The organism is Bradyrhizobium oropedii, assembly GCF_020889685.1.
GTDB lineage: Bacteria > Pseudomonadota > Alphaproteobacteria > Rhizobiales > Xanthobacteraceae > Bradyrhizobium > Bradyrhizobium oropedii.
Genome location: NZ_JACMYO010000052.1, coordinates 39,143 through 46,761 on the forward strand (window position 1 = coordinate 39,143; position 7,619 = coordinate 46,761).

General features: G+C 65.5%; 8 protein-coding genes. 5 read left to right on the top strand and 3 right to left on the bottom strand.

The annotated features are described in order from the left end of the window. Nucleotide 1 precedes the first annotated feature (1 nt). Nucleotides 2-1,843: a single-stranded-DNA-specific exonuclease RecJ gene (recJ, locus tag H8A95_RS16775; RefSeq protein ID WP_229184116.1), complete on the top strand. Its 1,842-nt coding sequence runs from the start codon at nucleotides 2-4 to the stop codon at nucleotides 1,841-1,843. Between the two features lie 17 nt (nucleotides 1,844-1,860). Further along, a complete protein-coding gene (locus tag H8A95_RS16780) occupies nucleotides 1,861-2,670 on the top strand; it encodes an SDR family NAD(P)-dependent oxidoreductase (protein WP_229184117.1) in 810 nt (269 codons plus the stop codon). Between the two features lie 84 nt (nucleotides 2,671-2,754). On the opposite strand, the gene H8A95_RS16785 is transcribed toward H8A95_RS16780, so the two are convergent. The 3 genes from H8A95_RS16785 to H8A95_RS16795 form a co-directional block, all read right to left on the bottom strand. After that, nucleotides 2,755-3,486 carry a hypothetical protein gene (locus H8A95_RS16785; RefSeq protein ID WP_229184118.1) on the bottom strand — a complete coding sequence of 244 codons (732 nt, stop codon included), beginning with the start codon at nucleotides 3,484-3,486 and terminating at the stop codon, nucleotides 2,755-2,757. Between the two features lie 168 nt (nucleotides 3,487-3,654). Continuing rightward, nucleotides 3,655-4,890 carry a lytic murein transglycosylase gene (locus H8A95_RS16790; protein WP_229184119.1) on the bottom strand — a complete coding sequence of 412 codons (1,236 nt, stop codon included), beginning with the start codon at nucleotides 4,888-4,890 and terminating at the stop codon, nucleotides 3,655-3,657. Nucleotides 4,891-5,026: 136 nt separating this feature from the next. Then, complete coding sequence (locus H8A95_RS16795; RefSeq protein ID WP_229184124.1) at nucleotides 5,027-5,566, bottom strand: MarR family winged helix-turn-helix transcriptional regulator; 540 nt, start codon at nucleotides 5,564-5,566, stop codon at nucleotides 5,027-5,029. Between the two features lie 83 nt (nucleotides 5,567-5,649). Between H8A95_RS16795 and H8A95_RS16800 the strand changes: the two genes are divergently transcribed. The 3 genes from H8A95_RS16800 to H8A95_RS16810 form a co-directional block, all read left to right on the top strand. Continuing rightward, nucleotides 5,650-6,129, top strand: a complete 480-nt coding sequence (locus H8A95_RS16800; RefSeq protein WP_229184120.1) for a carboxymuconolactone decarboxylase family protein — start codon at nucleotides 5,650-5,652, stop codon at nucleotides 6,127-6,129. A gap of 45 nt (nucleotides 6,130-6,174) precedes the next feature. Then, nucleotides 6,175-6,681, top strand: a complete 507-nt coding sequence (locus H8A95_RS16805; protein WP_229184121.1) for a cupin domain-containing protein — start codon at nucleotides 6,175-6,177, stop codon at nucleotides 6,679-6,681. A gap of 141 nt (nucleotides 6,682-6,822) precedes the next feature. Then, nucleotides 6,823-7,619: dihydrodipicolinate synthase family protein (locus tag H8A95_RS16810; protein ID WP_229184122.1), on the top strand; the 797-nt coding region annotated here is incomplete at its 3' end.

Consider the following 7,619-nt stretch of genomic DNA (forward strand, 5'->3'; position numbering starts at 1 on the left):
CATGACGCTCCACGCATCCGCATTGCCCATCGAAGCGCCGCTGGCGTTTCTTGGTGTGTCGCGGTCGCTGACCGGAAAGCTCTGGCGCGACCGGCTCGATGCGCGCGGGGCGGCGCGGGCGCTCGCGATCGTGCAGCGCTATCAATTGCCGGAAATGCTGGCGCGCGTGCTGGCTGGGCGCGATGTCGCGATCGACGATGTCGCCGACTTCCTCGACCCGACCATCCGCAAGCTGATGCCGGATCCCCATACGGTCACCGAGATGGAGCATGCGGCCAAGCGCATCGCGGATGCCGCGCTACGCGGGGAGAAGGTCGCGATCTTCGGAGACTATGACGTCGACGGTGCGACCTCGGCGGCACTGCTGACATGGCATCTGCGCCATTGCGGGCTGGATCCACTGATCCACATTCCCGACCGTATTTTCGAAGGCTACGGGCCGAACGTCGACGCCGTCCGTGCGCTCGCGGCAAAAGGTGCGACGCTGCTCGTCACCGTCGATTGCGGCACCACCAGCATCGAGCCGCTGGCGGAAGCCAGGAAGCTCGGGATGTCGGTCGTGGTGATTGATCATCATCAGACCGGCGATGAGTTGCCCGAGGTCGACGCGCTGGTGAATCCGAACCGGCCCGACGATCTCTCCGGCCTCGGCCATCTTGCCGCCGTTGGCCTCGTGTTCGTGACATTGGTCGCGGTCAACCGCGAGCTGCGCCAGCGCGGCTTCTGGACCGGCGTGATGCCGGAGCCGGACCTGCTCGGCATGCTGCATCATGTCGCGCTCGGCACCGTCGCCGACGTCGCGCCGCTGATCGGGCTCAACCGGGCCTTCGTCGCCAAGGGCCTGATCGCGATGCGCCGGCGCGATCATGTCGGCCATACCGCGCTGATGGATGTGGCGCGGCTGAACGGTCCGCCGGAGGCCTGGCATCTCGGCTTCATGCTGGGGCCGCGCATCAATGCCGGCGGCCGCATCGGGCGCGCCGATCTCGGCGTGCGGCTGCTGCTCGAAGGCGATGTCTCGGAGGCCGCGCGGATCGCGGCCGAACTCGACCGCCTCAACAGCGAGCGGCGCGTGATCGAGCAGGCGGCCGAGGCGCAGGCCGAAGCCGAGGCGCTGGCCTCGCTTGGGCTGGAGGACAAGGGCGCTGTCATCGTCACCGCGGCGGAAGGCTGGCATCCCGGCGTGGTCGGGCTCGTCGCCGCGCGGCTGAAGGAGAAGTTCGCGCGTCCTGCGTTTGCGATCGCGCTCGAGCCGGGCGGCATCGGCACCGGATCAGGCCGTTCGATCGGCGGCGTCGATCTCGGCAAGGCGGTGCGCCAGGCGGTGCACGATGGGCTGCTGATGAAGGGCGGCGGGCACGCGATGGCGGCCGGCGTGACGTTGCGCAAGGAGAAGCTCGCCGAATTCCGTGCCTACATGGAAAGCGCGCTGGCGGCCGACGTCGCCAACTCTCGCCACGAGAACGAGCTGTTCATCGACGGTGCGGTCACCGCGCGCGCGGTGACGCCGGAATTCGCCGCGACGCTCAATCGCGCGGGCCCGTTCGGCAGCGCCAATCCGGAGCCGGTGATTGCGCTGCCGTCGCATCAGCTGGTCTATGCCGATGAGGTCGGGCAGGCGCATCTGCGGCTGCGCTTCAAGTCCGGCGACGGTTCCATCGTCAACGGTATCGCATTCCGCTCCGTCGGACAGAAGCTCGGCAGCGCCTTGACGCAAAATCGCGGCCAGCAACTGCACGTGGCGGGCTCTCTTGCAGTCGACCGTTGGCAAGGCACCGAACGTGTGCAATTCCGTGTCCTCGACGTCGCGGCGCCGGATCAGGGCCCGACGGTGATCCGATAAGAAACGTTGGAGAGGACATGTCAGGACAGGTTGAAGGCAAGGTCGCGCTGGTGACCGGCGGCGCATCGGGTATCGGCGCTGCGATCGTGGAGTTGCTTGCGCAGGAAGGCGCGACGGTTGTCGCGACCGACATCGACGAATTGAGGGGACCGGAGCTCGCGGCGCGGCTCACGAAAGCCGGGCGCAAGGTGAGCTTCCTGCCGCAAGATGTCACAAGCGAGGAGCGCTGGATCGAAATCGTCGGTGAGATCGGCAAGCGGCATGGCCGCCTCGATATCATGGTCTCGAACGCCGGCATCGGCATCGGAGCGCTGTCGATTGTCGAGATGTCGCTCGCGGATTGGCGCCGGCAGACCGCCATCAATATCGATGGCGTGTTCCTGTCGGTGAAGCATTCTCTGCCGCTGATGCGCAAGCACGGCGGCGGCTCCATCATCATGATGTCGTCGCTGGCCGGCCTGCGCGGCGCGGCGACGCTTTCCGGCTACAGCGCCACCAAGGGCGCGGTCCGGTTGTTTGCCAAGTCGATCGCGATGGAATGCGCCCAGGTCGGCGACGGCATCCGCGTCAATTCCGTGCATCCCGGCATCATCGATACGCCGATCTGGGGCAAGATCCCGACCGGCGCAACCGGCGCCGGCCAGAACGCGCCGATCGATCCGGAGGAGCGTGCGAGGTTCGCAACGCCGCTCGGCCGCGCCGGCCAGGCGATCGAGATCGCACAGGGCGTGCTCTATCTCGCCTCGGATGCGTCGCGCTATGTCACGGGCAGCGAGCTTGTGATCGACGGCGGTATGAACGCCGGCGGCGTGGTGCGCCAGCAGTAGGCCCATCGCGAGATCGAGTGGAGCAATCCAAGCTCGCTGACGGGCGTGGATTGCGTCCTCTCGATATCGCTCCGCTGCGGCGGCTTATGTATTGGGTTTGGCTGCTTGCGCCTTGCAGGTGGTAAGCTCGGCCGCCGCCTCCGTGGTGTCGCTACTGGTCGGGGTTTTGCACTTCGAGTCCGTGTTCGCGAGCGACGAGTCGATGATTGCCCGCATATTGGAAATCGAGCAGATGTTGGCATATTGCTGCGCGCGGCCGCGAACGACGACCAAACGCTCCAGTTCGTTGTAGCAGCCGCCAGTCGAGTCACAGGCGGCTTCCTGCAGACGCCCCCTTTTCCAGTCGGCGCCCATGCCCTTGAGATAGTCGGCCATCTGCTGCTTCACATGGCGCTTGAGTTGACCGGCATAGGGGGAGAAGGCGTAGATCTCCGAGGCGAATTTGTTGACGTTCTGCCCATAGGCGATGGTGGCTCCGGTGACCGCGACGGCGTTCGCGGCCACGCCATAGCTCGCCATCAACGGCGTTGCTGCCGTAATGGATGCTGCGAGGAGCTTGTCGATGAAGGACGAGTCCTGATTGAAGCGAGCCAGCAGATCGAAGAACTCGTCGCAGCGCTGGTTGGTGTAGTTGACGCTCGCGAGCAGGTACTCGGATGAATACATCCGTCGGACACCATTTGAATCGGCGACGGTCACGGTGCCGATCTCACCCGCATATTGCGACACCTCGGTTGGTGTCGGCGTCGATACCAGCGTATCGACGGATTTGCAGGCGCCCAAAAACAGGGCGCACGCCAGAACGATTGCTCTCAACAAAGTAAGCCCCCAAATACAACTTAAAATAGACTGCATTCAGGCAAAGAACGGCAGTCTTGGCAATGGATGTGCGAGGTTATCAACACGCCTATAGGTTGATTGTGGAAAACTCGATCAGCCGCGGGGCGTATCCTGTTGCACGGGCTTGAGGAAAACGCGGGCTCGTCAGCCGCCTTGCCGCAGGCGCGCCAATACCTTGAGGCCGCCGTAACCGTCGGCGGGCAGCAGCCCCATCCTGATCTGGTAATCCTTGATCGCCTTCATGGTGTCGTTGCCGACGCGGCCGTCAGTGCCGCCGGTGTCGAAGCCGGCCTTGGTCAGCCGCGTCTGCATCTCCTGGACCTCGGCAAGCGTCAGCGCCCGCTCCGAGCCCGGGAAGGGCTGGATGAACGGCGGCCCGCCGAGACAGCGATCGCCGAGATGGCAGATCGCCAGCGCGTAGTTCATCGAGGGATTGTAGCTCTTCACCGAATTGAAGTTCGGGCCGAGCAGGAAGGCGGGGCCGCCCGCGACGGGGATCCAGAGTTGCGCCGACGCGTTCGGTTGCGGGAAGGGCTGGCCGTCGGCTCTGCCGACGCCGGCGCTGGTCCAGGCTGCGTAGCTGCGGCTGCCGCTGGCGCCGCCACCGGGCGCGCGGACTTCGTAACCCCAATGCTCGCCGCGGTGCCATTTGCCGCGATTGACGAGGTACTTCGCGGTCGAGCCCAGTGCATCGTCGGGCCGGCCGAACGGCGAGACCTTGCCGTCGCCGTCATAGTCGAAGCCGACATTGAGCCAGACTTCCGGCATCCACTGCGAATGGCCCATCGCGCCGGCCCAGGAGCCGTTCATCTCTTCGGGTGTGCTCCAGCCGCGCTGCACGATCTTCATCGCGTTGATCAGCTCGGTCTCCCAATAGGCCTTGCGGCGCGGCTCGTTCCAGGCGAGCGCGGCGAGGGAGGGGAACACCGGCGTCATGTGGTTCTGCTGCACCAGCGGATCGCCATAGGCCGATTCAACGCCCCACAGCGCGAGCAGTGTGCCGCGCTCGACGCCGAAGTCGCGCTCGATCCGGCCGAACAGCGCTTCGTTCTTCTTCAACGCCTCGCGGCCGTGGATGACCCGCCAGTCGGAGACGCGGCGATTGATGTACTGCCAGATCTGCTCGTGGAATTCAGGCTGGTTGCGCATCTGCTTGAACACGCTCATGTCGGGCTCGACCCGCCCCATGCAGCGATTCCAGGTCGCCTCCGAAATACCCTTTGCCAGCGCGCGGGCGCGAAAATTATCGCGCCATTGCTCGAAGCCGGGCGGAGCGGCTGCCAGCGCGCCGAGCGGACTGGCGAGCGTCACGCCTGCGGCGAGCCCCGCCTTGAGGACGGCGCGGCGGGCGGGGGATTTCGGAGAATCAGGCTGTTTCATGCGGCCAGTGTAGCGGCGCCGATCGGGTGAGCCAAAAGCCACGCCGCCGCAGGGATCGTTGTTTGAGCATGACCTCCGCGCAAACGCTACGCGTTTGTCGCGAGGGAAACCGGTTCCCACTTTTCCGGGTCATGCTCTATGTATCCTGCAAATCTGTGGCGATTTTTGACAGCCATTGCCGAACCACCTGTTCCGACTTCGGGTCGAGGCCGGCGGAGAGCCGTCGCTCCTGGGCCAGGGCGATATGGCGGCATTTCTCCAGCACCGTGGTTCCATGGCCGGTCAGCGTCCATTGCAGCACCCGGCCGTGAACCGGGTGCGGCGTCTTGCGGATCGCGCCGTCGCGCTCGAGGTTGCGGATGATCACACTGACCGTCTGCGGCGTCAGCAGCGCCACGCGCGCCAGATCGGCGCCGGATAGTCCGGGATAGGCCTTCAGCATGGTGAGCACGACGAATTGCGGTGAGGTGACGCCGAGGCGTCCCAGTTCGCGTTCCATCGACAGCCGCGAAGCCGCATGCGCCTGGCGCAGCAGATAGGCGAGGTAGCCCTGTTCGCCGCGCTTGCCTTCGCCGGGTGGCGGGACGAGCGGGGCGGCGACGACGTCGCCTGCGGTTGTCCTGGCTGGACGTCGCCCGGTGGCGCCGGATTTCCCTCGTTTCTGCATTCCCGCCATGTTGCCTTCGCGAATGTCGGCGTCTTGCTCAATATCAGAGCTCTGATAATATGTCAGTACACTGATAACATGAGGCCGCGCCGATGTCACATGCCCGCAAGGAATACACCGACTTTGAGAGGCTCGCCCCTGATGTGTTCGCCGCGGTGCGTGCGCTCGGCCAGTTCGCGGCGAAGGCCGGCCTCGACAAGCAGCTGCTGGAGCTGGTCAAGATCCGCGCCTCGCAGATCAATGGCTGCGCCTTCTGCGTGCAGTATCACATCCTGCAGAGCGAGAGCCTCGGCGTGCCCGTCGACAAGCTGGACCTCGTCGTGGTGTGGCGCGAGGCGCCGCAGTTCTCGGCCCGCGAGCGCGCCGCGCTGGCCTGGGCCGAGGCACTGACGACCATGCCGAACGGCGTCAGCGACGAGGTCTATACGCAGGCCACCGCCGAATTCTCCGAACAGGAACTGACCTATCTGACCTCGGCGATCGCGTCGATCAATGTCTGGAATCGGTTCGGCGCAGCCTATCGCTGGACGCCGCCGCTGCGCCGGCAGCGCGCGGACGCCTCGGCTTCGTAAGCGTCGCGACGGATCAGAACGACAATAGACAGGGGAGACCAACCGATGAGCTCGATGGCGATGACACCATCTCTCTCATTCGCACGGCCGCCGCGTCCGGTGTCGCTGGCCGTGGTCGCGGGACTGGCCTGCGCCTTCGTGATCGGCAAGGCGTTGCCGACCCCGATGGATGCGATCTCCGCGGTGATCGCGCCGCTCTGCGCCAGCGCGAATGCGGCGTCGCCGCTCGACGAGGTCGAGGTCATCAGCTCGCATGCGCTGCCCAACGTGGCGGGCAAGCGCGTCACGGTGGTGCGCGTGTTCTACGGTCCGGGCGGCTTCACGCCGCCGCACCGCCATTCGGGTTCGGTGACCGCCTACATCACGAAGGGCGAGATCCGCTCCCAGCTCGGCGGCGGGCCGGTCGAGACCTTCAAGGTCGGCCAGTCGTTCTTCGAGCCGCCGGGCTCGACCCACATGGTCTCGGCCAATGCAAGCACCACGGAGCCCGCGGAACTGATCGCAGTGTTCGTGGCCGACGAAGGCGCGCAGCTGACCACGATGCTCCAATAGCCGCTATCGATCGACGGGGCTGCAAGCACACTGGACCAGTTTGGTGCCCAGCTTGAGTGAAAGTGGACCTTGCGTGCAATGCGGCGCGTCGATTGATTGCGTGACAGGTTGCGCTGCAGGTTGCTGACGAGGGACAATGTGATGATCAGTCTGAAGGGACTCTCTGCCTTCCCGATAACGCCCTCGAACCGGGATGGGCAGGTCGATACGGGCGCTCTGCGCGCATTGCTCGAACCTTTGATTGCGGCGAAGGTGGATTCGATCGGGCTGCTCGGAAGCACCGGTTCATATCCGTATTTCAGCCGCGAAGAGCGGCGGCGGGCGGTGCAGGCGGCGACCACTTTGGCCGAGGGCAGGATGCCGATCCTGGTCGGCATCGGCGCGCTGCGCACCGACGAGGCGGTGCGTTTGGCGCAAGATGCGCGTGATGCCGGTGCGGCGGCGGGCCTTTTGGCGGCGGTTTCCTATACGCCCCTGACTGATGATGAGGTCTTCGAGCATTTTCAGACCGTGGCCCGCGAGAGCAGGTTGCCGATCTGCATCTACGATAATCCCGGAACCACCCATTTCAGGTTCACGCCGGCTCTGATCGGCCGTCTCGGCCGTGTCGAGGGAATCGTCGCGGTGAAGAGCCCGGCGCTGGACGCTGCGAACCTGTCAGGCCATCTCCGGGAATTGCGGGCCGTCGTTCCGGGGGGCGTCGCGTTGGGCTACAGCGCCGACTGGAATTGCACCGAGGCGCTGTTGGCAGGTGGGGACACCTGGTACAGCGTCCTCGCAGGCATCTGCCCGCGGATTTGCCTGGATATCGTCCGCGCTGTGAGGAGCGGCGATGCGGCCCGGGCGCGACAGCTCGATGCGCGCTTGCTGCCGATTTGGGAGCTGTTCAAGGCATACTCGGGTCTGCGCGTCGTCTACGCGCTTGCAGTCTCAGGGGG

What these genes read in the sequence shown, in the direction of transcription:
- recJ (WP_229184116.1), top strand. Translation starts at nt 2, where the DNA reads ATGACGCTCCACGCATCCGCATTGCCCATCGAAGCGCCGCTGGCGTTT.
- H8A95_RS16780 (WP_229184117.1), top strand. Translation starts at nt 1,861, where the DNA reads ATGTCAGGACAGGTTGAAGGCAAGGTCGCGCTGGTGACCGGCGGCGCA.
- H8A95_RS16790 (WP_229184119.1), bottom strand. Translation starts at nt 4,890, where the DNA reads ATGAAACAGCCTGATTCTCCGAAATCCCCCGCCCGCCGCGCCGTCCTC.
- H8A95_RS16795 (WP_229184124.1), bottom strand. Translation starts at nt 5,566, where the DNA reads ATGGCGGGAATGCAGAAACGAGGGAAATCCGGCGCCACCGGGCGACGT.
- H8A95_RS16800 (WP_229184120.1), top strand. Translation starts at nt 5,650, where the DNA reads ATGTCACATGCCCGCAAGGAATACACCGACTTTGAGAGGCTCGCCCCT.
- H8A95_RS16805 (WP_229184121.1), top strand. Translation starts at nt 6,175, where the DNA reads ATGAGCTCGATGGCGATGACACCATCTCTCTCATTCGCACGGCCGCCG.